Source organism: Methylobacterium sp. E-041, assembly GCF_022829665.1.
Lineage (GTDB): Bacteria > Pseudomonadota > Alphaproteobacteria > Rhizobiales > Beijerinckiaceae > Methylobacterium.
On record NZ_JAKSYQ010000180.1, the window covers coordinates 1 to 22,748 of the forward strand.

25 protein-coding genes and 1 tRNA gene are annotated in these 22,748 nt (G+C 71.8%); 14 read left to right on the forward strand and 12 right to left on the reverse strand.

The window, feature by feature from the left end:
* Positions 1–190, forward strand: a 190-nt coding sequence (locus MKK70_RS16235; protein WP_243934638.1) for a hypothetical protein, incomplete at its 5' end; no start/stop codon positions are given.
* A gap of 18 nt (positions 191–208) precedes the next feature.
* Here the strand turns inward: MKK70_RS16235 and MKK70_RS16240 are convergent.
* A complete protein-coding gene (locus MKK70_RS16240) occupies positions 209–2,056 on the reverse strand; it encodes a chloride channel protein (protein WP_243949056.1) in 1,848 nt (615 codons plus the stop codon).
* A gap of 131 nt (positions 2,057–2,187) precedes the next feature.
* Between MKK70_RS16240 and MKK70_RS16245 the strand changes: the two genes are divergently transcribed.
* Positions 2,188–2,264 (forward strand) — tRNA-His (locus tag MKK70_RS16245).
* 158 nt (positions 2,265–2,422) lie between these two features.
* Here the strand turns inward: MKK70_RS16245 and MKK70_RS16250 are convergent.
* The 3 genes from MKK70_RS16250 to MKK70_RS16260 all read right to left on the reverse strand — a co-directional run bounded on the left by MKK70_RS16250 (position 2,423) and on the right by MKK70_RS16260 (position 6,439).
* Positions 2,423–3,469: an SIS domain-containing protein gene (locus tag MKK70_RS16250; protein ID WP_243936535.1), complete on the reverse strand. Its 1,047-nt coding sequence runs from the start codon at positions 3,467–3,469 to the stop codon at positions 2,423–2,425.
* A 151-nt stretch (positions 3,470–3,620) separates the two neighbouring features.
* A complete protein-coding gene (locus MKK70_RS16255; RefSeq protein ID WP_243948881.1) occupies positions 3,621–5,036 on the reverse strand; it encodes a cytochrome P450 in 1,416 nt (471 codons plus the stop codon).
* Positions 5,037–5,188: 152 nt separating this feature from the next.
* Positions 5,189–6,439, reverse strand: coding sequence for a NupC/NupG family nucleoside CNT transporter (locus MKK70_RS16260; protein WP_243934634.1), 1,251 nt, complete (start codon positions 6,437–6,439; stop codon positions 5,189–5,191).
* 211 nt (positions 6,440–6,650) lie between these two features.
* Between MKK70_RS16260 and MKK70_RS16265 the strand changes: the two genes are divergently transcribed.
* The 3 genes from MKK70_RS16265 (at position 6,651) to MKK70_RS16275 (ending at position 8,299) form a co-directional block, all read left to right on the forward strand.
* Positions 6,651–7,529, forward strand: coding sequence for an alpha/beta hydrolase (locus MKK70_RS16265; protein WP_243948882.1), 879 nt, complete (start codon positions 6,651–6,653; stop codon positions 7,527–7,529).
* A gap of 120 nt (positions 7,530–7,649) precedes the next feature.
* A complete protein-coding gene (locus tag MKK70_RS16270; protein ID WP_147726177.1) occupies positions 7,650–7,778 on the forward strand; it encodes a TFIIS helical bundle-like domain containing protein in 129 nt (42 codons plus the stop codon).
* An 89-nt stretch (positions 7,779–7,867) separates the two neighbouring features.
* On the forward strand, positions 7,868–8,299 hold the full coding sequence (locus MKK70_RS16275) for a CsbD family protein (RefSeq protein ID WP_147841036.1): 432 nt from the start codon (positions 7,868–7,870) through the stop codon (positions 8,297–8,299).
* A gap of 76 nt (positions 8,300–8,375) precedes the next feature.
* Here MKK70_RS16275 and MKK70_RS16280 read toward each other — a convergent pair whose 3' ends face one another.
* The 4 genes from MKK70_RS16280 to pdxY all read right to left on the reverse strand — a co-directional run bounded on the left by MKK70_RS16280 (position 8,376) and on the right by pdxY (position 11,750).
* The gene (locus MKK70_RS16280) at positions 8,376–9,161 is read right to left on the reverse strand and encodes a 3-hydroxybutyrate dehydrogenase (RefSeq protein ID WP_243948884.1); all 786 of its coding nucleotides are present in this window, start codon (positions 9,159–9,161) and stop codon (positions 8,376–8,378) included.
* Positions 9,162–9,246: 85 nt separating this feature from the next.
* Complete coding sequence (locus tag MKK70_RS16285) at positions 9,247–10,002, reverse strand: NUDIX hydrolase (RefSeq protein WP_243948886.1); 756 nt, start codon at positions 10,000–10,002, stop codon at positions 9,247–9,249.
* Positions 9,995–10,879 (reverse strand): PhzF family phenazine biosynthesis protein, encoded by an 885-nt coding sequence (locus MKK70_RS16290; protein ID WP_243948888.1) that lies wholly within the window; start codon positions 10,877–10,879, stop codon positions 9,995–9,997. Before MKK70_RS16290 ends, MKK70_RS16285 begins: the two co-directional genes overlap by 8 nt.
* A 22-nt stretch (positions 10,880–10,901) precedes the next feature.
* Positions 10,902–11,750 (reverse strand): pyridoxal kinase PdxY, encoded by an 849-nt coding sequence (gene pdxY, locus MKK70_RS16295; protein WP_147726182.1) that lies wholly within the window; start codon positions 11,748–11,750, stop codon positions 10,902–10,904.
* Positions 11,751–11,843: 93 nt separating this feature from the next.
* On the opposite strand from pdxY, the gene MKK70_RS16300 reads away from it, so the two are divergent.
* The 6 genes from MKK70_RS16300 (at position 11,844) to MKK70_RS16325 (ending at position 16,483) form a co-directional block, all read left to right on the forward strand.
* Entirely contained in the window at positions 11,844–12,365 is a 522-nt protein-coding gene (locus tag MKK70_RS16300) for a DedA family protein (RefSeq protein ID WP_243948889.1), read from the forward strand.
* A complete protein-coding gene (locus tag MKK70_RS16305; protein WP_243948891.1) occupies positions 12,365–13,153 on the forward strand; it encodes a cobalamin-binding protein in 789 nt (262 codons plus the stop codon). The genes MKK70_RS16300 and MKK70_RS16305 overlap by 1 nt, the downstream gene beginning before the upstream one ends.
* A gap of 83 nt (positions 13,154–13,236) precedes the next feature.
* The gene (locus MKK70_RS16310) at positions 13,237–13,764 is read left to right on the forward strand and encodes an MmcB family DNA repair protein (protein WP_243948893.1); all 528 of its coding nucleotides are present in this window, start codon (positions 13,237–13,239) and stop codon (positions 13,762–13,764) included.
* A 143-nt stretch (positions 13,765–13,907) separates the two neighbouring features.
* Entirely contained in the window at positions 13,908–15,014 is a 1,107-nt protein-coding gene (locus tag MKK70_RS16315) for a branched-chain amino acid ABC transporter substrate-binding protein (protein WP_243948894.1), read from the forward strand.
* A gap of 235 nt (positions 15,015–15,249) precedes the next feature.
* Entirely contained in the window at positions 15,250–15,525 is a 276-nt protein-coding gene (gene infA, locus MKK70_RS16320; protein ID WP_147025743.1) for a translation initiation factor IF-1, read from the forward strand.
* Between the two features lie 4 nt (positions 15,526–15,529).
* On the forward strand, positions 15,530–16,483 hold the full coding sequence (locus tag MKK70_RS16325; RefSeq protein WP_279603685.1) for a DMT family transporter: 954 nt from the start codon (positions 15,530–15,532) through the stop codon (positions 16,481–16,483).
* A 37-nt stretch (positions 16,484–16,520) separates the two neighbouring features.
* Here the strand turns inward: MKK70_RS16325 and MKK70_RS16330 are convergent, their stop codons facing one another.
* Both MKK70_RS16330 and MKK70_RS16335 read right to left on the reverse strand, forming a co-directional pair.
* Entirely contained in the window at positions 16,521–16,823 is a 303-nt protein-coding gene (locus tag MKK70_RS16330) for a hypothetical protein (protein ID WP_243948898.1), read from the reverse strand.
* A gap of 174 nt (positions 16,824–16,997) precedes the next feature.
* Positions 16,998–17,747: a class I SAM-dependent methyltransferase gene (locus MKK70_RS16335; protein WP_243948900.1), complete on the reverse strand. Its 750-nt coding sequence runs from the start codon at positions 17,745–17,747 to the stop codon at positions 16,998–17,000.
* A 128-nt stretch (positions 17,748–17,875) separates the two neighbouring features.
* Between MKK70_RS16335 and MKK70_RS16340 the strand changes: the two genes are divergently transcribed.
* Both MKK70_RS16340 and MKK70_RS16345 read left to right on the forward strand, forming a co-directional pair.
* Positions 17,876–18,481, forward strand: coding sequence for a sulfite oxidase-like oxidoreductase (locus MKK70_RS16340; protein ID WP_243934622.1), 606 nt, complete (start codon positions 17,876–17,878; stop codon positions 18,479–18,481).
* Positions 18,474–19,190, forward strand: coding sequence for an FAD-binding oxidoreductase (locus MKK70_RS16345; RefSeq protein ID WP_243948902.1), 717 nt, complete (start codon positions 18,474–18,476; stop codon positions 19,188–19,190). The genes MKK70_RS16340 and MKK70_RS16345 overlap by 8 nt, the downstream gene beginning before the upstream one ends.
* Before the next feature lie 63 nt (positions 19,191–19,253).
* Here MKK70_RS16345 and MKK70_RS16350 read toward each other — a convergent pair whose 3' ends face one another.
* Positions 19,254–19,466 (reverse strand): hypothetical protein, encoded by a 213-nt coding sequence (locus tag MKK70_RS16350; RefSeq protein ID WP_243936550.1) that lies wholly within the window; start codon positions 19,464–19,466, stop codon positions 19,254–19,256.
* Between the two features lie 189 nt (positions 19,467–19,655).
* Positions 19,656–20,768: a calcium:proton antiporter gene (locus tag MKK70_RS16355; protein WP_409568285.1), complete on the reverse strand. Its 1,113-nt coding sequence runs from the start codon at positions 20,766–20,768 to the stop codon at positions 19,656–19,658.
* A 224-nt stretch (positions 20,769–20,992) separates the two neighbouring features.
* On the opposite strand from MKK70_RS16355, the gene MKK70_RS16360 reads away from it, so the two are divergent.
* Positions 20,993–22,729 carry a DEAD/DEAH box helicase gene (locus tag MKK70_RS16360; protein WP_147841051.1) on the forward strand — a complete coding sequence of 579 codons (1,737 nt, stop codon included), beginning with the start codon at positions 20,993–20,995 and terminating at the stop codon, positions 22,727–22,729.
* Positions 22,730–22,748: the final 19 nt, after the last annotated feature.

Here is a 22,748-nt window from a genome sequence, read left to right on the forward strand (position 1 = left end):
CGACGCGATGCGGCTTCGGGTGCGCACGATGACCCTGCCCGACAGCTACCAGGACCACGACAGCCCGGACAAGATGTACGCCGAGGCCGGCCTCGACGCCGCCAGCATCGTCCGGAAGGTCGAGGACATCCTCCCCGAGCGGAAGGCCCGCCCGAGCAACGTCGTCAGCGTCGGGCGCCGCCCGCGCTGAGCGCCGGTCGGCCGTCGATCAGTCCGTCTCGCCCTGCATCGCGCGGCGCTGGCGGTCGAGCTCGTCGCTGTAGCGCTTCAAGGTGTGGCTCTCCGTGAGCATGCCGATGACCTGCCGGTCGCCGATCGAGTCGACCACGGCGAGCGCCTCGCTCTCGGTGCGGTCGAAGGCCGCCGAGGCTTCCTTGGCGTTCAGCTCGGGCGTCAGGATGTCGTCGGGGTGGCGCAGCACGTCGGCGAGCGTCGCCGGCGTCTCGCTCGCGTCGCGCGCGGCGGCATGGGCCTCGGGCACCAGGACGATGCCGGCGTAGCGGCCTGCCTCGTCCACCACGATCACCCGCGAGGGCGATCCGAGCGGGTGCGCCCGCAGGAAGGTCGCCATCGGCGTGTCGAGGGGGATGGTGCGCACGTCCTTGCGCATCAGCCGACCGACCGTCAGGCTGCGGATCCAGCCGACGTCGTGGGCGCTGCGGATGCTCTCGCCGCGCAGGTGGAAGCGCCAGGTGGCGAAGGAATAGCCGAAGGTCTTCCGCACGGTGAGCGACGAGGCGATCACGGCGACGAGGACGAGGCCGGTGAGCGGCAGGCTGCCGGACACTTCCAGCGCCAGGAACGTCATGGTGAGCGGGCCGCCGATGACGGCGACCGCGAGCGCGCTCATGCCGATCACCGCATAGGCGAGCGGCGTCAGCCCGAAGGCGGCGAGCCCCGGGATCACCGCCGGCGCGACCATCGCGAACAGCTTGCCGGCGAGCGCACCGAGGAACAGCGAGGCGAAGAACAGGCCTCCGCGGAACCCCGACCCGATCGAGATCGCCGAGGCCGTCGCCTTGCCGACGAACAGCAGAACGAGCGCCGCCGTGCCGTAGCCCTCGGCGCCGTCCGCGAAGTGGACGTGGAGAGCGCCGTGCCCGCCGGACAGCACCTGCGGGCCGATCGCGAGCGCCAGCGCGCCGACGCAGAGGCCCCCGAGCGCGGGGCCGGCCACCCGCGGGATCCGCGTCGCCGCCACGCCCTGCTCGACCAGCGTGACGCCGCGCATGATCAGGATGCCGAGGCCGGCGCAGAACAGGCCGAGGACGAGGCTCGGCAGGGTGTCGGCGCCGGTCACCGCGGTCGTCGTCACCGCCTGGACGTTGTCGAGGGCGACCAGAGGCTGGGCCGCGACCAGGCTCCGCGAGACCAGGCTGCCGCACAAGGCAGCCACCACCACCGGCGTCAGCGTCGCGATCGAATAGGTGCCGATGATCAGCTCGAAGGCGTAGAACGCGCCGGTCAGCGGCGCCCCGAAGGCGGCGGCGATCGCCGCGGCCGATCCGCAGCCGACCAGCGTGCGCAGGTCGTTGCGCCGCATCTCGAAGGCGATGCCGAGGCGCGAGGCGAGGCCGCCGCAGATCTGCGTATAGCCTGCCTCGAGCCCGACCGAGGCGCCGCTTCCGTTCGAGATGACGTTCTGCACGGCCACGTAGACGCTGTCGCGCAGCGACATCCGGCCGCCATGGAGCGCGTTGGCCTCGATCGGATCGATCACCGGCCGCCTCCGCCGCCCGCGGATCGCGTTGGCTGCGAGGATCACGAGGCCGAGCAGGATGCCGCCGAGGCAGGGGCCGACGAGCAGGGCGAGCGGCGTCACGGCGTCGGCCGCGCTGAGGCGCGTCCCGTGCGGCAGGCGGTACAGCGCCTCGCGAAGGCCCTGCGTCGCGACGTTCATCCCCGCCACCGCCGCGCCGGCGACGCATCCGGTCAGGCCGGAGAGCACCACGAGCCCGACCTCGCTGCGGCGGACGAGGACGCGGAGCCGGCCGGGCGCCTGGACCAGGGTCGCGCGGTCCCAGCGGCGGCGCGGGGTCTCGGCGGTCTGGCTCATCGCGGCGCGGGCGTGGGACGACAGGTCACGCCCGATCCTTACGGGTTCGCGCACGCCTCCGTCCACAGGCGCAGGCGTGGTGTCGAACCCGCTTGAAATGCCGCCGCCGCCACGATACACCCCGCCGCAGTGCCGCCGTAGCTCAGTTGGTTAGAGCGCTTGATTGTGGATCAAGAGGTCCCCCGTTCGAGCCGGGGCGGTGGTACCATCGAATTTCGACGGGCGATGCGAGGGGTTGGCGAAGCGCCGGCCCCTTTTTCGTTTGTGGCGGGTCGGATCGGCACCTCTGCTGCCTCCTGCTCAAGCCCGACTGCGCTTTCGCAGACGAAGCTTCGAGCCGCATCCACGAGGGTGCGGCCGCGGGGGTCACACCACGCCGGCGCGGAGCAGGTCGTGGATGTGTAGGATGCCGGCGGGGCGGCCGGCTTCGACCACGAAGATCGCCGTGATGCGCTTGCGGTTCATCACCTCGAGGGCGGCGCTCGCCAGGAGGTCGGCCTCGACCACGACCGGGGCGGCCGTCATCACCTGCTGAACGGTGGTGTCGAGGATCGCCGGGCCCATGTGGCGGCGCAGGTCGCCGTCGGTGACGATGCCGATCAGGTGCCCGTCCGCGTCGACGACGCCGACGCAACCGTAGCGGCGCCGGGTGATCTCGATCAGGACGTCGGACATCACCATCGCGTCGGGCACGAGCGGCACCTCGTCGCCGGTGTGCATGAGCTGGCGCACGGTCTTCAGGCGTGCGGCGAGGGTGCCGCCGGGATGGAGCGTCTTGAAGCGCGCCGAGGTGAAGCCGCGCTGCTCGACGAGCGCCACCGCGAGGGCGTCGCCGAGCGCCAGCTGGATCAGGCTCGAGGTGGTGGGCGCGAGGTCGTGGGGGCAGGATTCGCGCACCTTCGGCAGGGCGAGCAGCACGTCCGCCGCGCGGCCGAGCGTGCTGTCGGCGTTGCAGGTGATCGCGATCAGGGGGATCGAGAAGCGGCGCGAGAAGCTGACGAGGTCGCCGAGCTCCACCGTCTCGCCCGACCACGACAGTGCGACGATCACGTCGTCGGCGGCGATCATGCCGAGGTCGCCGTGGCTCGCCTCGGTGGGGTGGACGAAGAAGGCGTGCGTGCCGGTGGAGGCCAGCGTCGCGGCGAGCTTGCGCCCGACATGGCCGCTCTTGCCGATGCCGCAGACGATGACGCGGCCCTTCACCGACAGGATGGTCTCGACCGCCCGCTCGAACGCGACGCCGAGGTCGCCGTCCAGAAGCGCGATGACCTCATCGAGCGCCGACATGCCGAGGCGGAGGCTGCGCACCGCGATGGCGCGCGGATCGCCCTCGCCTGCGGCGACCGCATGAAGGCGCGGCGACGCCGCTTTGGAGGGCTTCTGCGCGATCGGGAACGCGGTGACGTGCGACATGGGGCATCCGCATAGGATCCCGGCATCGAGAACGCGCACCGGGCAGGCTGGAACGGCATCGTGCCCGGTCGTCGGGCGACGCTACGCCTAGGTTCGGGCCGTGGTTTAAATGTGACGGCGCGATGTCGCAGCAGGCCGGCACGGGGGGCCGTCAGCGCGGCACCAGGTGGAAGTCCGGTGCGTGCTCGGGCTGGGTCGTCACGACGGCCGCCGGCAGCACCGGGCGGGTATCGGCGAGCGAGATCCTGAACCGGCCGACGATGCGGGCGAGCGCCAGCACCGCCTCGGTCAGGGCGAAATGCGCGCCGATGCAGACCCGCGGGCCGACGCCGAAGGGGAGATAGGCGTAGCGCGGGATCGCCGGGGCGCCAGGCAGGAAGCGGCCCGGATCGAAGGCGTGCGGGTCGTCCCAGAGGCGGCGGTGCCGGTGCAGCACCCAGGGCGAGATCATTACGATGTCGCCGGCCGCGATCTCCACGCCGGCGACGCGGTCGGCTTCGAGCGCGCGTCGCACGATGACGAAGGCCGGCGGATAGAGCCGCATCGTCTCGTCGATCACCGCGCGGGTCAGCGGCAGGCGCCCGTCCTGGGCGCAGCCGGCCGGAGCGGCGAGGTCCGCGCCCTGCACCTCGCGCGCCACCTGCTCCTGCAGCTCGGGCGCCAGCGCCAGCATGTAGGCGGCCCAGAACAGCAGCACCGCGGTGGTCTCGTGCCCGGCCAGGATCATGGTCGCGACCTGGTCGCGGACCTCGGCGTAGCTGAAGGCCGCCCCGGTCTCGGGATTGCGGGCGGCCATCAGCAGGTCGAGCAGGTCGCGATGGGTGCGCGGGGTCCCGTCGGCGGCCCGCGCTTCGATGATCTGGCCGAGGAAGGGCGTCCAGCGCTTCCGGAACCGGGCGCGCGGAAAGTCGAGGGGCGCCCGCCAGGTCGGCGGCATCAGGATGTCGAGGAGGTGGGGCCGGCCGAGGCGCTCGGAATACTCGGCGATGAAGCCGCGCAGCGCGTCCCCGTGCCGATCCATCGCCACCGAGAACATGCTGCGCCCGGCGATCTCGAGGGCCAGCCGGTGAAGGGCGGCGAACAGGGCGACGGGGCCGCGCGCGGCGGCGACGTCGAACTCGCCGAGCGCGTCGCCGATCGCGCGGTCGATCAGCGGGACGAGACCGTCGATCGCCTTCGGGGTGAAGGCCGGCGCCAGTGAGCGCCGCTGGTGGCGCCAGGACGCGCCCTCGCTGATCAGGACGCCGTCGCCGAGGATCGGGCGCAGGATCCGCACGGAGCCGGCGGTGCGGGCATAGTTCGCCTGGTTGTCGACGAGCACCCGGCGGATCGCATCCGGATCGCTCAGGGTGAAGCTCGACCGCCCGAGCAGGCTGCGGCGGGTGATCAGATCGTCGTAGGCCCGGCGCGGCCAGCCGACGAGGGCATTGGTGCGCAACGCGCCGAGATAGGAGAGGATCGGCGGCTCGCGCTCCGGCGGAACCCGGAACGGCGGCACGATCCGCGACGTCGCGGCGCGCGCGCCATCGGAGGCCTGCGCCGCCGTAGGGTCGAGAACCGTCGTCATGTCCGTCCTCCGCCGATGGCGACGCGCCCCGGTCCACCGTCCGCGACCCGTTCGCCGGGGCCGATCCCTCGCGAGGGATCTGTCGCCGACATCGGGTCTTCGGGCGCCGTTCTACACGTTCGCAGCCGCCGGCGTGAGGCCGGCAAACCGCCTCACGCGGCGATGAACAGGCCGGCGATGGCCGCGCTCGTCAGGTTCGACAGGGTGCCCGCGAGGATGGCGCGCAGGCCGTAGCGGGCGATCTCGGACCGGCGCTCGGGCACGAGGCTGGAGAAGCTCGCGAGCTGGATCGCGATCGACGACAGGTTGGCGAAGCCGCAGAGCGCGAAGCAGACGATCGCCTGGCTGCGTGGATCGAGGGTGCCACCCTTCAGCACCGGCGAAAGGTTGGCGTAGGCGAAGAACTCGTTGAAGGCGAGCTTCTGCCCGATCGCGCCGCCGACCAGCGTCGCGTGCTCCCACGGCACGCCGAGGAGCCAGGCGAGCGGTGCCAGCGCGAACCCGAGGATGCCCTGGATCGAGGCCGCCGGATATCCGGCGAGGCCGCCCAGGTAGCCGACGATGCCGTCGGCGAGCGCGATCAGGCCGACGAAGGCGATCAGCATCGCGCCGACCGCGACGGCGACGGCGAGCCCCTTCTGCGTGCCGTCGGCCGCGGCCTCGATCAGGTTGGCCGCGCGCGTCTCGCCGAACTCGACCCGGGTGGTGGCGATCCGCGTCGGCTCGGTCGAGGGCACCAGCAGCTTGGCGAAGAGCAGCCCGCCGGGGATCGCCATCAGCGAGGCGGCGAGCAGGTAGGTCATCGGCACGCCGAGCGCCGCGTAGCCGGCCAGGATCGAGCCCGCGGTGGAGGCGGCGCCGCTCGTCATCACCGCGAACAGCTCGGCCCCGGTCAGGAGCGCGAGGAACGGGCGCAGCGCCACCGCAATCTCGCTCTGCCCGATGGCGATGGTGATCACCGCCGAGAACGACTCGATCGGGCTGGTGCCGACCAGCCTGCGCAGGCCGGCGCCGACGATGCGGGCGGCGGCCTGCATGATCCCGAGGTGATACAGCACGCCGATCAGCGCCGAGACGTAGAGGATCTGCGGCAGCACCCGAAGCGCCAGGATGAAGCCGCTGCCGCCGAACAGCTCGAACATCCGCGGCTCGACGAGGCCGCCGAACAGGAATGCGGTGCCGCGGTCGCCGTAACCGAGCACGGTCTGGACGAAGCCGGCCGCGGCAGAGAGGCCGGCTTGGCCGGACGGGACGAACAGGATCAGCACGCCGAGGCCGACCTGCAGACCGAGCGCGGCGAGCACCACGCGGGGCCGGATCGCCCGCCGGTTCGTCGAGAGCAGGACGGCGACGGCGAGCAGCAGAAGGATGCTGAGGCCGGCATGCAGGAGGCGGTCGAACATCGGATCTCGGAACTCGGCTGGCTGATCGGGACGGCCATGGAAGCTTCGGGCCAAGCTTTTCCCGGCGCGATCGACACGCGGTTGTTTCCCCGCGGGTGCTGGATCGATCCCGGATCGGAACGTGACCCCGGCTGTTCATCGCCGGCGCCCGGACAATATCGTGCCGGGCGCCGTCCCGTGGCCCAATCGAAGATCCGGAGCAGACGACATCATGGCGAGCCTGCGTGCGCATCTCGCGTCCTACATGGTCAGGCGCAACGTCCGGAACCGCCTCGGCGCGATGGACGACGTGGGCAAGATCCGGGCGGTCTTCGGCGGCCGGACGTTCCCGGATCCGTCCGGCGCGACCTACGAGGCCGGCGCCGTCGGCGGGATACCCGGCGAATGGGTCAGGCCGGTCCGCCCCGAGGGACCGGAGCGGCGGCTGCTCTACCTGCACGGCGGCGGCTTCGTCGCCTGCTCGCCGAAATCGCATCGCCCGGTGACGGGCGCGCTGGCCGAGCGCGGCTTCACGATCTTCGCCGCTGATTACCGGCTCGCACCGGAGCACCCGTTTCCGGCCGGCGTCGAGGATGCGTGCGCGGCCTGGAACGCCCTCGCCGCGCTCGGGCCGGCGGCGATCGCCGGCGATTCCGCCGGCGGCAACCTGGCGCTCGTCGCGATGCTGGCGGCCCGCGACCGCGGGCTGCCTCTTCCGACGGCCGCCGCCCTGTTCTCGCCGGTCACCGACTTCCTCGCCGAGGACGGCTCGCGCGTCAGCAATGCCCGGCGCGACGCGATGTTCGACCCGCGGGCGCTGATCAACCTCGGGCCGATGTATCTCGGCGGGGCCGATCCCGCCGACCCGCGGATCTCGCCGCTCTTCGCGGATCTCGCCGGCCTGCCGCCGCTGCTGCTCCACGTCGGCGAGCGGGAGGTGCTGCGCGACGATTCGGTGCAGATGGCCGAGAAGGCGCGGGCGGCCGGCGTCACCGTGTCCCTGACGGTGTTCCCGGTGGTCGCCCATGTCTGGCAGTTCGCGCACAGCATGTTGCCGGAGGCGCGCCGCTCCCTCGATGCGGCGGTGGAGTTCCTGCGGAGCCACCAGTAGCTCCAGCAAGACGCCGGCCCGCGCCGCGACCGCCTCCGTTGCGACGGAACGGGCTGCGGCGATCGGCCGTTGAGAGGTCAAGCTGCGCCGCCCGGCGGCGCCCATCGCGCGGAGAGAACCATGAGCCTGATCGGACGCATCGTCACGAAGCTTCTCGGGAACGAGGATCGCCAGGTCGTTCGCGACGACCGCAACGCGAGCTCCGCCTCGCCGATCGGGCGCCTCGTGACCAAGATCCTCGGCAAGTAGCCGGCACCCCGCTCGGGCGGGCACGGATCGACGGGCGGCGTGGGTCACGCCGCCATCAAACGCGCAGAACTGACGGGTAGGAGATGACCATGGTCGATACGGATCGCATCGTCGGCGGTGCCAAGGAGCTTGGCGGCAAGATTCAGGGTGCGGCCGGCGACTTCGTCGGGTCCAACCGCGACTCGGCGGAAGGCCGCCTTCGCGAGGCCGGCGGCAAGACGCAGGAGGCCTACGGCCAGGCCAAGGACACCGTGCGCAACGTCGCCGACGAGGCTGGCGACCGCGCCCAGGAGGCCTACGGGCAGGCCAAGGACGCCTACGGGCAGGCACGCAGCAAGCTGCGCGACGTCGCCGACAACGTCACGGACTACGCCTCGGACGCCTACGACCGCCGCGGCGACTACCTGCGCGACGGCCGCCAGGCGGTCAGCTCGCGGGTCGAGGAGAATCCGCTGATCGCGCTGGTGCTCGCCGGCGCCGTCGGTTACGGCCTCGCCCTGCTGCTGCACGGGCGCCGCTAAACGCAGCCCGCGTTGCAAAATCCTGCGCCATCGAAGCACCCCGCCGGTTGACCGGCGGGGTGCTTTCGCCTGCGGGCTACTGCGCCGTCCAGCCGCCATCCATGGCGATGTTGGTGCCGGTGATCTGGCTGGCGGCGTCCGAGCACAGGAACAGGGCGAGCGCGGCGACCTGGTCGACGGTGACGAACTCCTTCGTCGGTTGCGCCTTCAGCAGCACCTCGTCGATCACCTGCTCCTTGGTCAGCCCACGCGCCTTCATCGTATCGGGGATCTGCGCCTCGACGAGCGGCGTCCAGACGTAGCCGGGCGAGATGCAGTTCACCGTGATCTTGTGCGTGGCAAGCTCCAGCCCCGCGGTCTTGGTCAGGCCGGCGATGCCGTGCTTGGCCGCGACGTAGGCCGACTTGTACGGCGAGGCGACCAGCGAGTGGGCCGAGGCGGTGTTGATGATCCGCCCCCAGCCGCGCGCCTTCATCCCCGGGATTGCCGCCTGCATCGCGTAGAAGGCCGAGGACAGGTTGATCGCGATGATCTGCTCCCACTTCGCGCCCGGGAACTCCTCGATCGCCGACACGAACTGGATGCCGGCGTTGTTGACGAGCACGTCGACGGAGCCGAAGCGGGCTTCCGCCTCGCGCACCAACTCGCCGATCTCGGTCGGCTTCGTCATGTCGGCGGCCGAATGATGCGCCCGCACGCCGAACTCGGATTCGATCCCGGCGCGCGCCGTCTCGATCGCGTCGGCCTCCCCGAAGCCGTTCAGCACCACGTTCGCCCCGTCCCGCGCCAGGGCTCGTGCGATGCACAGCCCGATCCCGCTGGTCGAGCCGGTGACGATCGCGGTCTTGGATTTCAGGGTCATGCGGAACTCCGGGATGGCGACGAAACGGCTAAGAAAGCCTGCCCGATGCACCGCCGGTTGTCGACGCATCCGGGTCACGGACGGATCAGGGCGTCACCTCGGCGGCGCCGGTCTCGGCCTCGAAGGCGCTGGCGAGGTAGGCGCGCACGAAGCCGGGCATCGCCGCCTCGATGTCGGCGGCCTCGCGCACCGCCACGATCCCGGCGAGCTCGGGCTCGTCCTCGCCCAGCGCGTGGATCTCCATGCGTTCGATCAGGGCGGCGGCGTCCTCGGCGAAGCGGACGGGCCGCAGGAAGGCGAGCTGGCCCTCGCCGCGCAGGCAGACCCAGTCCTCGGTCGCCCCGTTGGGCACCCGGAGGCCGGTCTCCTCCAGAAGCTCGCGCGCGGCGCTCCCCGAGAAGTCGACCGCCTCGCCGCGCACGTCGTCGAGGTCCGGCGTGCCGCAGGGAAAGTAGATCTGCCCGGCATTGGCCGTATGCAGGCCCATCCGCCCGAGCAGGACCGCGCCGTCGGCGCTCCACGGCACGATCGCCGCGAAGGCGTTGGCGACGTGCCCGTCCGGCGATCCGCCGTCGCGATAGGCCAGGAAGCGCGAATACGGCGTCTCGAACAGGTCCAGGCGGCAGCTGTCGCCGTCGATCGCGCAGCCGCAGGCCACCAGCACCGGCCCGTCGAACAGGGCGGGCTGCGCCGCCCGCCGCCGCATCCAGTTCTGCTCGATGCGCTCGGCGTTGTCGCGCGCCCAGGCCCAATCGTAGGTCACCAGCCGGGCTTCGAGGCGCGCGAGGCGGACGACCTCGAAACCGTACGGCCGTGAGTCCGGCGTCGCCGCATCAGACATGGAGCACGCCTTCCGACACGATCACCGCCGCCCCGCCGATCTCGACCGAGCGCAGGCCGCCGGCCTCGACCACGACCTGCAGCGCGATCGCGCTCGGGCGGCCCATCGCGACCCCTTGCGTGATCGCGACGTCGTGCGTGCCGTCGCCGAGCGGCTCGAACTGCATCAGCACGCCGGCGAAGGCGGCGGCCGCGGAGCCCGTCGCCGGGTCCTCGGCCACGCCGAGGGCGGGGGCGAACATCCGGGCCTGGAAGGCGAGACCGGTCTCCGCCGTGTCCGGCGCGTAGAGCAGGAAGCCGTCCGAAGTGCCGGTCAGCGTGCCCGGTCGCGCCGCGTCGAGACGGTCCGGCGAGGCGACCGGAACGAAGGTGAAGCTCGGGCCGACGCCGTGCCGGCTCGGCCGGTGCCGCCCGAAGCCGATATCCTCCTGCGCCAGCCCGAACGCGGCCGCGAGAGCGGCGGCGTCGGCAGCCTCGCCGAGGTAGTCCGGCAGGATCGGGAGCCTCAAGCGGGCCCGGCCCCCTCCGTCGCCGGTCTCGACCACGCAGGGGATCGTGCCGACCGCCTCCTCGAGGCCGAACGCGACGGCGTGGGCCCCCTCGGGCCGCGCCTCGCGCAGGGCCAGCAGGACCGCAGTGCCGATGGTCGGATGCCCGGCGAAGGGCAGCTCGCGGGTCGGCGTGAAGATGCGGAGCCTCGCCCGGTGCCGTGGCTCGTCCGGCGGCATCACGAACACCGTCTCCGACAGGTTGAACTCCCGGGCGATCGCCTGCATCGCACCGTCGTCTAGCCCGTCGGCCTCGAGCACCACGGCGAGCGGGTTGCCGGCCAGGGCCTGCGTCGTGAACACATCCAGGGTGACGAAGCGGCGCGGCATCCAGAGGTTCCTTCTCTCGCTCTCAGACCGTCTCCACCGGAAACGTCTCGGTCGGCGCCACGAACTCGTCTTGCGCCGCCACGGTGAGGATCTCGCGCGAGCCTTCCGCCAGCGTGCGCCGCAGGACGCCGTAGACCGAGGCCGCCGCCATGCCGAGCGCCAGCGCCGCCGAGCCGGTGCGGGCGTAGTGGACGAGGAACAGCGCGGCGATGCAATCGCCTGCTCCGTTCACCGACAGGTCGAGGCGGGGCGTGCGCACCCGCCAGAACGTGCCGCCCTCCCCGGCCAGCAGGTCGATGGCGTCGGGCGGGGTCGCGTCGGTGACGAGCGAGGTGACGAGCACCACCCGCGGTCCGCGTTCCTGCAGGGCGGCGACCGCGCGCTTGGCCTGCGCCAACGTGCCGGTCGGCAGGCCGGTGAGCAGGTCGAGCTCGAACTGGTTCGGCGTCACGATGTCGGCGGCGGGCACCGCGCGCTCGGCCATGAACTCGGCGATGCCGGGGCGGACGTAGACGCCGCGGCCGGTGTCGCCGATCACCGGGTCGCAGGCGTAGAGCGCCCGGGCGTTCTCGGCCCGCACCGCATCGACCGCGCCGAGGATCGCGGTGCCGATGTCGGCCGAGCCCATGTACCCGGACAGGACGCCGTCGCAGGTGCCGAGCACCCCGCGCTCGCGGATGCCGGCCACCAGATCCTCGACCGCCGGCCCGTCGAAGACGCGTCCGCGCCAGGCCCCGTAGCCGGTGTGGTTGGAGAACTGCACCGTGTGGATCGGCCAGACCTCGACCCCGAGCCGCTGCATCGGAAACACCGCGGAGGCGTTGCCGACATGGCCGTAGGCGACGTGGGACTGGATCGACAGGATGTTCATCGCGATCTCCCCGGCACGCGTGGCCTCCGCGGCGTGTTACCGGCTTTCGGCATCCCGCGCACCCGGCACCCCCCATCCTCGACAAGGCGGACCATGGATTTCGAATCGCTGCGCGTCTCCGCCCTCGCCTTCGGCGAGGCGCACCGGGCGTGGACGCCGCTGATCGTCGGCGCGTTGGCCTTCTGCGAATCCATCGCCTTCCTGTCGCTGCTGGTGCCGGCCACCGTGATCCTGATCGGCATCGGCGCGATGATCGGGGCGACCGACATCGCGTTCTGGCCGGTGGTGGCCGCGGCGGCCGTCGGCGCGGCCCTCGGCGATTGGCTCTCCTACGAGTTCGGCCGGTCCTACGGCGAGGGCGCCAAGCGCCTGTGGCCGATGCGGCGCTACCCCGAGATGGTCGCCAAGGGCGAGGTCTTCCTGAAGCGCTGGGGCGCGGCGGCGGTGGCGCTCGGGCGGTTCTTCGGGCCCGCCCGCGCGGTGGTGCCGCTGATCGCCGGCATGTTCGGGGTCGCCCGGCTGCCGTTCCAGGTGGCCAACGTCCTCTCGGCCCTCGTCTGGGCCTTCGTGCTCCTGGCACCGGGTGCCGGGCTGCTGGCGTGGTTCCAGGGCTGATGCGACGGTTTCCGCCCGAGCGCATCGTCTGCCTCACCGAGGAGACCGTCGAGACGCTGTACCTGCTCGGCCAGGAGCGCCGCATCGTCGGGGTGTCGGGCTATGCCGTGCGTCCGCCGCGGGTTCGGCGCGAGAAGCCGCGCGTGTCGGCCTTCACAAGCGCGGACCTGCCGAAGATCCTCGCGCTCGAGCCCGATCTCGTCCTCGCCTTCTCCGATCTCCAGGCGAACATCGCCGCCGACCTCGCCCGGGCCGGGATCGCCGTGCACCTGTTCAACCAGCGCGACGTCGCCGGCTGCCTCGCGATGATCCGCACGCTCGGCGCCCTCGTCGGCGTGCCGGACCGGGCCGACGCCCTGGCGCAGGGTTATGCCGACGCGTTGGCACGGGCGGCCGCCGAGGTCGCGGGCCGTCGGCGGCCCCGCGTCTATTTCGAGGAATGGGACGAGCCGATGATCTCCAGCATCGGCTGGGTCTCGGAGCTGATCGGCCTCGCCGGCGGCGACGACGTGTTTCCTGACCGCGCCCGGATGGCCGCCGCCGTCGACCGGATCGTCGCGCCCGAGGCCGTGATCGCGGCGGCGCCCGACGTCATCCTGGCCTCGTGGTGCGGGAAGAAGGTCAACGTCCCGCGCATCGCATCCCGCCCGGGATGGGCGGCGATCCCGGCGGTGCGGGACGGCCGCATCCACGAGATCAAGTCGCCGCTGATCCTGCAGCCCGGCCCGGCCGCGCTCACGGACGGGTTCGCCGCGATCCGCGCGGCGCTGGCAGGATCGCTCGCGTGATCTCCGGCCGCAGGTGACAAGCGCTGTCCGGGCTTGGCAAGATGCGCCGTCCCGATTCGGCACAGGCCGCCACACGAGAGACGATGTCGTCAGCCCTCGCCCATGCTCTTCCGGCCGAAGCCCGCACGGTCGACGCCGCGCCGGACCTGATCCTGCCGCCCGACCGGCGCCAGTCGCCGACGGCGCTGAGGATCCAGCGCGGGGTGCGCCGCCTGTTCTCCGAGATGGGCTGCGCCACCCTGCCCGAGTTCTCGCTGGTCAACGGGCGGCGCGCCGACGTGATCGCCCTGTGCGGCGCCGGGCGCCTGACCATCGTCGAGATCAAGTCGAGCGTGGCGGACTTCCGCGCCGACCGGAAATGGCCCGGCTACCGCGACTTCTGCGACCGCTTCTTCTTCGCGATCCCGGACACGGTGCCGGAATCGCTGATCCCGGACGAATGCGGCCTGATCGTCGCCGACGCCTTCGGCGGGCTGGTGATCCGCGACGCGCCCGAGCACCCGCTCTCCGGCCCGCGCCGCAAGGCCGTGACGCTGCGCTTCGCCCACAGCGCCGCCCGGGTCCTGCACAGCCTCGCCGATCCGGGCGCGATCCGCGACGGCGCGCTCTGAAAGCCTGGTCGTCATGCTCGGAAACACGGCGTGCTGATCGACCGTCGGACCGGCGCCGCTTCGCTTTCGCCGGCGCGGCGCGGCGGCTAAGCTGTCCCGAGGTCATCGCGGCCGCCGCTCCGGCCGCTGCGGTATGGGTTTCGATGCGCGCACTGATCGGGATCGTCACGGCACTTCTGCTCGCTGCGCCGGCCGCGGCTCAGACGGTCACCAAGATCGGGCTGTCGGCTCCGCTCACCGGGCCGGACGCCGCCTTCGGCCAGGGCATGCGGCTCGGCGCCGAGCAGGCCGTCGCCGACCTCAACCGCGCGGCCGGCGCGTCCGGCCGCAAGCTCGCGCTGGTGGTCGCGGACGATGCCGGCGACGCGAAGCAGGGCGTCGCGGTCGCCAGGCGCTTCGCCGCGGACAGCATCCGCCTCGTGGTCGGGCCGCTCGAATCCTCGGTCGCGGCCGCCACCGCCGCGATCTACGACGATGCCGGCATCGTCGTGGTCACGCCGGGCGCGACCTGGGCCGCGCTGACGCGCCGGGGCTACGCGACCCTGTTCCGCATCGTCGCCGGCGACGCGCAGCAGGGCGAGGCCGCCGGCCGCTACCTGCTCGCGCACGAAGCCGGGCGCCGCGTCGCCATCGTCCACGACCGAACCACTTTCGGGCGGGGCCTCGCGGACGCGGTCTCCGCGACGCTCAAGGCCGCCGGCAGGCCCGAGGTCGCGTTCGAGAGCCTGCCGCGCGGCAGCCGGGACGCTGCAGACCTCGCCGCGACGCTGAAGGCCGCCCGCGTCGACACGGTCTACTTCGGCGGGCTGGCGCCGGAGGCGGCGACGCTCGCGCACGCGATGCGCGACGCCGGGTCGACCGCCCGGCTGGTGGCGAGCGACGGCATCCTCGACCGAGACTTCGCGACGCTCGCGTCGGCCGCCGGCGAGGGGACGGTGATGACCGTCCCGGCCGAGCCGGCGCGGCTTCCCGAGGTCAAGGGCCGCCCGCCCCGCACCGCGGAAGCCGATGCGCTCGCCGGGCCGACCTATGCGGCGGTCGAGGTGCTGGCGCAGGCGATCGACCGGGCGAAGTCTCGGGACGGGCGCACGGTCGCCGCAGCACTCCGGGGCGCGCCCTTCCGCACGATCCAGGGCGAAATCGCCTTCGATGCGCAGGGCGACCCGAGCTCGGGTGCCGTAGCCCTCAAGGTCTGGAAGCGTACTCCGGACGGCCGGCTCGATTACGCGGGCAACGAGACGGCGCCGTAGGATCAACCGTTTCGCACAGGAATCGTCCGGGAACGGCGCTTTTTGTGTCGACGCCGCCGTGGTCGCGAGGCGGCGAAGCTTGCTTGCGTGGCGGGAGGACCCTACATCGTGCCCGACGCTCGATGGCTTGGCGCCTCCGGATACGGACCTGCCGCCGCCGCGTTCATCGAATTGCCGTGACGAAAGATCGTGCGCCGGAACGCCTGCTTCCAGACGGTCCGACTGGAGAGGGTGAATGGCGAAAGAAGAATTGATGCAGTTCGACGGTCTCGTTCTCGAGATCCTGCCGGATGCGCGCTACCGGGTGCAGCTCGACCAGGGCCACGAGATCGTCGCCTACACTGCCGGCAAGATGAAGAAGAACCGCATCAAGACGTTGGCCGGCGACCGCGTCACCGTCGAGATGTCGCCCTACGACCTCGAGAAGGGCCGCCTCGTGTTCCGTCACAAGGACGAGCGCTCGGCCGGCCCGCGTCCGCCGGTGCGCGGCGGCCAGTTCCGCCGCCGCTGAGCGGCTGGCGATTCCCACGCCTCCCCGGACCGTCGCGGCCTATCCCCTCCTGACGTTGACCGCCCTGCTCTGGGCAGGCAACGCGGTGGCGGGGAAGTGGGCGCCGGGCCACGTCTCGCCGCAAGCGATCACGTCGCTGCGCTGGGCCGTGGTCTGCGTTGTGCTGTGGCTGTTCGCCCGGCGCCGCATCGCGGCCGATTGGCCGGGCATGCGTGGCCATTGGCGGCTCGTCCTGCTGATGGGCGGCCTTGGCTACACGGCGTTCAACAGCCTGTTCTACGCCGCCGGGGCCTACACCAGCGCGATCAACCTCGCCCTGTTCCAGGGCTCGATCCCCGTTCTGGTGATTCTGATGAACTACGGTCTCTATCGGACCCGGGTCACGTCCGGCCAAGCGATCGGCGTGCTCGTGACCCTCCTCGGCGCGGCGGTGGCCGCGACGCACGGCGACTGGCACGTGCTCGCCACCCTCGGCTTCAACCGCGGCGACGTGCTGATCTTCATCGCCTGCCTGTTCTATGCTGGCTACACCATCGCCCTGCCGCACCGCCCGGCCATTTCCGGGCTGAGCTTCTTCGCGGCGATGGCGCTGATGGCCTTCGTCACCTCCCTGCCGCTTCTGGCGATCGAGGCGGCGTCCGGCCGGGTGATCTGGCCGGGGATCGAGGGCTGGGCGATCGTGGTGTTCGTCGCGCTCGGGCCGTCGCTGGCCGCGCAGCTGTTCTTCATGCGCGGTGTCGAGCTGATCGGGCCGAACCGGGCCGGCTTGTTCGTCAATCTCGTGCCGATCTTCGGCGCCGGGCTCGCCGTGCTCGTGGTCGGGGAGCCCTTCGGCACCAATGAGGCCGTCGCGCTGGCCCTGGTGCTCGGCGGCATCTTCTGCGCGGAACGGCTCGGGCGCGGCCCAGGCCCGGCCTTCGTCGAGCCCGCCGCGCCGCGGGACCGGCCGAGACTTTGAACGCGGCCGGTGCTGCGACCGGCCGCGGATCGATCGCTTATTCGCAGACGCGGACGCGGCGGATGAACACGTCGCCGTAGGCGTCGATCGTCCGGCGGCGCTCGATGTGGCAGACCGGGCCGTAATCTTCCTCGACGTAGACCGGGCGCGGGGCGCGGTAGACCGGCTGGCCGGGATAGTAGCCGTTCTGCGAGGAGGCGATCGCGCCGCCGACGGCGAGGCCACCGAGCACGCCGAGCGCGGCTGCGCCGCCGGCGCCGATGCCGTCACGGGCTTCAGCCGCGGGTGCTGCGGCGACGAGGCTCCCGGCGAGGAGAGCAACGGAAAGAGTTCGGATCATGGTTCGTCCCCTCGGGATCTGTCGTGGTCGCAATGTCCGGCCAGTTCGTAAACGAAATGCGAACGCCGCAGGCTTCGAAGCTCATCGCACGATCACGTTCGTGTTGGGCCGCGGATCGCAACACAGATCAGCGTGCTTTGAGGCAAATCTTCGACGTCCGATCGACGCTGCCGCTCACAGCCGCGCGAGTCGCAACGCCAGCGGCCAGCGTACGGTGCGGCGGTGCTCGGCCGGCCCCCACGACGCGGCGAGCGCATCCTGGAACGCGTCGACCGGCGCCCGGCCGACCGCCGTCTCGAGCCCCCGCAGCGCCGACCATGTCTCGACGTAGCCGACGAGGTCGGAAAGACGCCACGCGACGGCGATCGCGAGGTCCGGCGCGACGAACTCCGCGAAGGGGAACGGCAGCGAGCGGTATCCCTCTTCGACGTGCCTGCGCTCCGGCGGCCAGTACGGTCCGGCGACGTTGCGGTAGAAATGCTGCACCACCGCGTCGGGTGCGCCCTCGACGTGGAGGATGCCGTAGCTGACGAGCGTCAGCACGGCGCCCGGGCGGGCGACGCGGCGGACCTCCGCGTAGAAGGCGTCGAGGTCGAGCCAATGGGCGGCCTGCGCCACGGTGATCAGATCGACGCTCGCCGCCGGCAGGCCGCTCCTCTCGGCCGCCCCGATCCGGTACGCGACGCGGGGATGCGGCGTCGCGTTCGCGATCTGCGCGGCGCTGGCATCGGTGGCGACGACGGCGTCGAAATGCTCGGCGAGCGGCGTCGAGAGTTGGCCGGTGCCGCAGGCGCAATCGAGCGCGCGGGCTCGACCGGGCGCGCATTCGGCGAGGAACGCGGCGAGCGCCGGCGGATAGGTCGGCCTGTGCGCGGCGTAGCCGGCCGCATGGGACGAGAAATGATCCTTGAAGGCCGGGTCCATCGTCGCCGCCCTGTCGATTGCGTGCCGCGGGGCGAGCGTAGCGCCGCCGTTGCGTTCGCTGAAGCCGGTGCTTGACGGCGCCGGCCATTCCGGCTGCAACCGGCGCAAGCAGCATCGGAGCGATACGAATGGCGACACGAGGCTTCGTCGGCCGGCGCAGTCCGGAAGAGACGCAGAAGCGGCTGCCTCCCGGGCAGCATCGCGTCGAGGATTTCCCGATCCTCCAGATCGGGCCGAACCCGGTGATCGATCTCGCCACCTGGCGCTTCACGCTGCGGGACGGCGCGAAGCCGCTGAAATCCTGGGACTGGGACGCGTTCCAGGGGCTGCCGCGGACCACGTGGCAGGGCGACATCCACTGCGTCACCAAGTGGTCGAAGTTCGACACCGGCTGGGAGGGCGTGAGCTTCGACGACCTCCTCGCCGATGCCGGCATCGCGGCCCCGACCGATTTCCTGCTTGCCGAGGGCTACGACGACTATTCGACCAACGTTCCCGTCGCCGACCTCGTCGGCGGCCGCGCGATGATCGCGACGCATTACGAGGGCGCGCCGATCGAGCCGGACCATGGCGGCCCGGCCCGTCTGCTCGTGCCGCACCTCTACCTGTGGAAGAGCGCGAAATGGGTGAAGGGCCTGCGCTTCACCAAGAAGGACGAGGCCGGCTTCTGGGAGATGCGCGGCTACCACATGTACGGCGACCCGTGGCGCGAGCAGCGCTACACCGGTGACTGAGGCCCCCAATTTTCGCTGGCGCGAGGGCGTGATCAGGGCGATCGGGCCGGTCACCGCGCGGGTGAAGAGCTTTCGCCTGCGCACCGGGATCGCCGACGCCTACCGGCCGGGCCAGCACGTCGACGTGCGCCTCACCGCCGAGGACGGCTACCGGGCGCAGCGCAGCTACTCGATCGCCTCCGCGCCGGACGGCTCGGGGACGATCGAGCTGATGATCGAGGGGCTGGAAGGCGGCGAGGTCTCGGGCTTCTTCCACGAGATCGCCGAGGTCGGCGACGCGATCGAGCTGCGCGGGCCGATCGGCGGCTCGTTTTCCTGGGGGCCGGCCGATGGCGGGCCGCTGCTGCTCGTCGGCGGCGGCTCCGGCGTGGTGCCGCTGCTCGCCATGCTGCGCCACCGCGCGGTCGCCGCGCCCGAGATCCCGGCGCTGCTGCTCTATTCGGCCCGGACGCGGAGCGACGCCGTCGCGCTCGCCGAGATCGAGGCGCGTGCCGGCGCCGAGCCGGGCCTGTCGCTGACATTCACCGCGACGCGTGAAGGCGGACGCCGGATCGACGCGGCGATGGTCGCCGAAGCCCTCGCCAGGCTCGGCCAGCCGGCCCGGGTCTTCGTCTGCGGCGCCACGCCGTTCGTCAGCACGGCCGCGACGCTGCTTGTCGAGGCGGGCGTCGCGCCGGGCCTGATCCGCACGGAGCGGTTCGGCGGCTAGGGTCTTTCGCGCGGTGGCGGCCGGTGCGCGCGAGACGGGTGCGACCTCGCGATGCTCCGGGATTCAGGAGCGGACGATCTGGCTGCGCCGTTTGATGTCGGGGCTCGATGCGCCGCAGGTCGGCAGGCTTTCCACCGGGCCGTGCACCGCCGAGGTCGTCGCCGAGAGGTCGTGGTAGCACACGCAGCCCTCGGCGAAGTAGTGGTGCACCAGCGCCTTGCGCGACCGGCTCACGTCGTTGCGCGGCGAGCCGCTGTCCGACGTGCAATCCGACATCCGATTCGGGCTATGCTGAGGCCTCGGCCGACGGATATCGTCCGTTGCCGCCCCGGGAAAGCGGCTTGGAGGAACGGCAATCCTGCCTTCATCGGTCGATCGACGAAGCCGGGACGCCAGACGCCCCGCCTGCGATCCGTCGGCACGATCCCATTGCCCCGCGCGACGACATGGTCGGGGCGGAGGGGGTCAGGGGCTGAAGATCAGGACGAGATAAACGAAGAACACGATCAGGTGCACCGCGCCCTCAAGCACCGTGGTGCGCAGGCCCGAGAAGGTCAGCGTGCTCAGGATCAGGGTCACGGCGAGCAGGGTCATCTCGGTCGGCTTGAGCCCGAGGACCACGGTCTTCCCGGTGATCAGGCCGACCGCGAGCACGGCCGGCACGGTCAGGCCGATGGTCGAGGTCGCGGCGCCGAGGCAGAGATTGATCGCGCGCTGCAACTCGTTGCGGGCAATCGCCTTCAATGCAGAGATCGCCTCGGGCGTGAACACGATCGCCGCGATCAGCACGCCCGAGAGGGCGGACGGGGCGCCGAGGGCGGCGATGCCGTGGTCGAGGATGGTCGCGAGGCTCTTCGACAGGAGCACGATCGGCAGGATGTTGGCGATCAGCAGGATCGTGTGCCGGACGATGCTCCCGGCGGATGCCGTTTCGCACTCGGGCCCCTCGCGTTCCGCTCCGGCGGCTCGGCCCCGCGCCGCGTGGCCCTCCTCCTGGAAGAAATCGCTGTGCCGCCCGGTCTGGATCAGCAGGAACACCCCGTAGAGTGCGAGGGTGAAGCCCGAGAAGGTCACCGCCTGAAGCGTCGTCAGGGTCCCGTCGCGGGTGGAGGTGGTGAAGTTCGGGATGATCAGCGCGAGGGTCGAGAGCGGGATGATCACCGACAGGAAGGCCGACGCCCCTTGCAGGTTGTAGCTTTGCTGGTGATGCCTGAGCCCGCCGATCAGCAGGCCGAGCCCGACGACGCCGTTCAGCACGATCATCAGCACCGCGAACATCGTGTCGCGCCCGAGCGTCGGCGCATCCTTGGCACCGAGCATCACCGCGGAGACCAGGGCCACCTCGATCACGACGATGGAGAGCGTGAGCACCAGGGTGCCGAGCGGCTCGCCGAGCAGGTCGGCAAGCTCCTCCGCCTCGTGCACCACGCCGAAGGCGCACCAGAAGATCGCGACGAGCAGCCAGGCGAACAGGGCCAGGGCCCAGAGCGGCCGGTCGAGGTCGCCGAGCCAGTCCTTGCCGAACCATGCGAAGGCGCCGACCGTCGCCCACGCCACCGCCAACCGCACCATGCCCATCCGCCGTCCGACCCGCCCGGATGCCCCACGCACCCGAAAGACCTTTAGGCGATCGAAGGGCTTGCGCACACGCAACCGCCCCATGCGGGCCGGGACGTGGCGGAACCGCCGCGAAGCCGCTAGAGGATAGGGCTTCGCAACCCGAGTCGAGACCGGTGAGCCTGATAGAGAACCGCGCCCTGCGCCGGTTCCGACGGGACGGACGGTCGTGAAAGCCCCGCACCGTGCCGTTTCCGACCCTTCCCGCCCCGTTCGCGCGGGCGCTCGCCGACCATGACTACGCCGAACCCACACCGGTGCAGAGCGCCGTCCTCGAAGCGGCCGCCGACGGCAGAGACCTTTTGGTCTCGGCGCAGACCGGTTCTGGCAAGACTGTGGCCTACGGCCTCGCCATGGCCGGCCTGCTGCTCGACGGTGCCGAGATGCTGGCGCCGGCCGGTGCTCCCCTGGCGCTGGTCATCGCGCCGACGCGCGAGCTGGCGCTGCAGGTCCAGCGCGAGCTGATGTGGCTCTACGGCCCGGCCGGCGGCCGCGTCACGGCCTGCGTCGGCGGCATGGACCCGCGCCGCGAGGCGCGCGCGCTCAACGAGGGCACGCACATCGTCGTCGGCACGCCTGGGCGCCTGCGCGACCACCTCGAGCGCCGCACCCTCGTCACCGACCAGATGAGGGCCGTCGTGCTCGACGAGGCCGACGAGATGCTCGACCTCGGCTTCCGCGAGGACATCGAGTTCATCCTCTCGGCGACGCCGAACGAGCGCAGCACCTTCCTGTTCTCGGCGACGCTGCCGAAGGCGATCGACAGCCTCGCCGCCCGCTACCAGCGCGACGCGCTGCGCCTTGCGGTGAAGAGCGAGACCCGCGGTCACGCCGACATCGCCTACCGGGCGATTCGCGTGGTGCCGCGCGAGATCGAGCACGTCGTGCTCAACCTGCTGCGCGCCGCCGACGCGCCGACGGCGATCGTGTTCTGCAACACCCGCAACGCGGTGCGTCACCTCCAGGCGAGCCTGACCGAGCGCGGCTTCTCCACCGTGGCCCTGTCGGGGGAACTCGGCCAGGGCGAGCGCAACGCCGCGCTCCAGGCGCTGCGCGACGGCCGCGCGAAGGTCTGCGTCGCGACCGACGTCGCCGCCCGCGGCATCGACCTGCCGGGTCTGTCGCTCGTCATCCACGCCGACCTGCCGCACGACGCCGAGGTGCTGCAGCACCGCAGCGGCCGCACGGGACGCGCCGGCAAGAAGGGCACCAGCATCCTGCTGGTGCCGAACGCCCGCCGCCGCCGGGCCGAGCAGATGTTCCAGCTCGCCAAGATCAGCCCCGAATGGGGCGGTCCCCCGTCGGCCGACGAGATCCGGCGCCTCGACGGCGAGCGCATGCTGGAAGACCCGTTGTTCACCGAGGCACCCGGCGAGGAGGATCTCGCCCTCGCCGAGACGCTGGTCACCGGCCGCACCCCGCTCGAGCTCGCCGCCGCCCTCGCCCGCGTCTACCGCACCCGCTTGCCGGCGCCGGAGGAGGTCACCGATCCGGGCGACCAGTCCGGCCGCGGCTCCGCGAGCCGGCCGCCCTACGATCCGATGGACCCCGAGCGCATCGCGGCGATGGGCCCGGCGGTGTGGTTCCGGCTCAACCTCGGCCGGCGCGACAACGCCGACCCGCGGCGCCTGCTGCCGATGCTGACCCGCCGCGGCGGGATCGACCGCCAGGAGATCGGCGCGATCCGCATCTTCGACCGCGAGACCAAGTTCGAGGTGCGCGGCAACGCCGCCTCGCGCTTCGCGCAGGCCTTCGCCCGCAACGGCTCGCCGGAGATTCAGGTCGAGGCCCTGGTCGGCGATGCCCCGGTCGCCGAGCGCAAGGGGCCGGCCGGCTTCAAGAGCCCGCGCGCGGCCAAGCACGAGCGCCACATCGGCAAGCCAGAGGCGGCGAAGCCTTACGCCCGCAAGCCGCGCGCCTAAGCGCGGCCGACGTTGCCTC